This is a genomic window from Chryseobacterium sp. S0630 (assembly GCF_024158915.1).
Taxonomy (GTDB): Bacteria; Bacteroidota; Bacteroidia; order Flavobacteriales; family Weeksellaceae; genus Chryseobacterium.
The window spans coordinates 1-1,639 of the sequence record NZ_JAMZGF010000118.1 but is presented as its reverse complement, the minus strand read 5'-3'; the positions used below and the strand labels follow the sequence as shown (position 1 = coordinate 1,639).

At 34.5% G+C, this 1,639-nt stretch carries 1 protein-coding gene; it reads left to right on the top strand.

Annotation, left to right across the window (positions count from 1 at the left end):
- The first annotated feature begins 483 nt into the window (after window positions 1–483).
- Window positions 484–1,254, top strand: a complete 771-nt coding sequence (gene folP / locus NK356_RS23990) for a dihydropteroate synthase (protein WP_185103622.1) — start codon at window positions 484–486, stop codon at window positions 1,252–1,254.
- The last annotated feature ends 385 nt before the right edge of the window (window positions 1,255–1,639 follow it).

The window sequence follows — 1,639 nt, the reverse complement described above, 5'->3', positions numbered from 1 at the left end:
AGTTTTAGAGTTTGAGAGTTTCGGGTTGCGGGATTCGAGTTTTTGGGTTTGAGAGTTTGTGAGTGAGAGGGTTTGAGTGTGGGAGAGTTTGAGAGTTTCGGGTTGCGGGATTCGAGTTTTTGGGTTTTTGGGTTTTTGGGTTTGAGAGTTTGGGAGTAAGAGGGTTGGAGGGTTAGAGAGTGGAAACACTTTGGGCTCGGGATGACGAGATTCGGGATAGTATAGTTTGAAAGTGTAGGAGTTAAACTCATAACTTATAATTCATCATTCATAATTAATTATCCAGCCTATAATTTCTAATTTCTTCTCATTAAAAACTCATAAATCACTAATTTTGCACTACAGAAATCATTCATCAATTATCATTAATCCATAATCATCCAACTCATGCTCTCCAACTCTCCAACTCTCCAACCCTCCAACGCTCCCACCTACTCAATCAATTGCAACGGCCGGTTAGTACAACTGGACACCCCAAAAATTATGGGAATCCTCAATATGACACCGGATTCTTTCTCGGATGGTGGGGAATTCAATAATGAAAAATCAGCATTGAAACATGCAGAAAAACTATTGAAGGACGGAGCAGAAATATTGGATATTGGTCCTCAGTCTACACGCCCCAATGCCGAATTTTTAAGTGCTGAAGAAGAAATAAACAGACTTGGAAATCTGATTTCTCTGATTAAAAAAGAATTTCCGGAAGCCCTGATTTCTATGGATACTTTTTACGCAGAAACAGTAAGATTCGGATTCAATGAAGGAATTGATCTGATCAATGATATCTCTGGAGGTCAGTATGATGCAGAAATGTTTGATACCGCTGCTGAAACGAAGCTGCCTTATATCCTGATGCATGTAAATCCTTCTTATGAAACCATGCATGATAAAATAAAGTTTGAAGATATTACACTGGAAGTGAACCAATATTTTGCTAAAAAAACAAAAGAACTTTTAGAAAAAGGAGTGAATGATATCATTCTTGATCCCGGTTTTGGTTTCGGAAAAACAGTAGAAGATCAAATGAAAATGATCCATGAAGTTGAATATCTGGGATTCGGAAAATTTCCTCTTTTAATAGGTATTTCCAGAAAGTCATTTATTTACAAACCACTTGGGAAATCACCTCTGGATATCAATGAGGAAACACAGAAACTCCACATGGCTGTACTGGAACAGGGAGCAAAAATTTTAAGGGTTCATGATGTGGCTTCAGCAAAGGAAACGTTGACTCATTTTTTACGAAAAAAATAAAAAGTGTGAAAAAAACTTGTGAGTAATTAAAAAGTTTATACATTTGCAGTATGAATTTTACGAATCAGAAAAATATTATTGTCATTTCTATTATTGCTGTTGTCATTAACAACAGTAAGGAAACGGCATTTTAAATAGATTTTAATTTAAATTATATATAAAACCGTTTCAAATTATGAAACGGTTTTTTTTTGTTTTTAATTTTTTATAGTATAAGAATATGTATCAGTTATTATCAGTAATTATTATCGTCATTATTATTCCCTTGCGTCTGTGAGAAGGAAGGTGTATGACTGTACATATATTGAGAAGCCGTCTCACAACTGAGGCGGTTTTTCTTGTTAAAAAGTAAATAATTTTTATATATTTTGATTTGTTTTTTTTG

Coding starts and splice junctions, on each gene's coding strand:
- folP (WP_185103622.1), top strand. CDS start 484: ATGGGAATCCTCAATATGACACCGGATTCTTTCTCGGATGGTGGGGAA.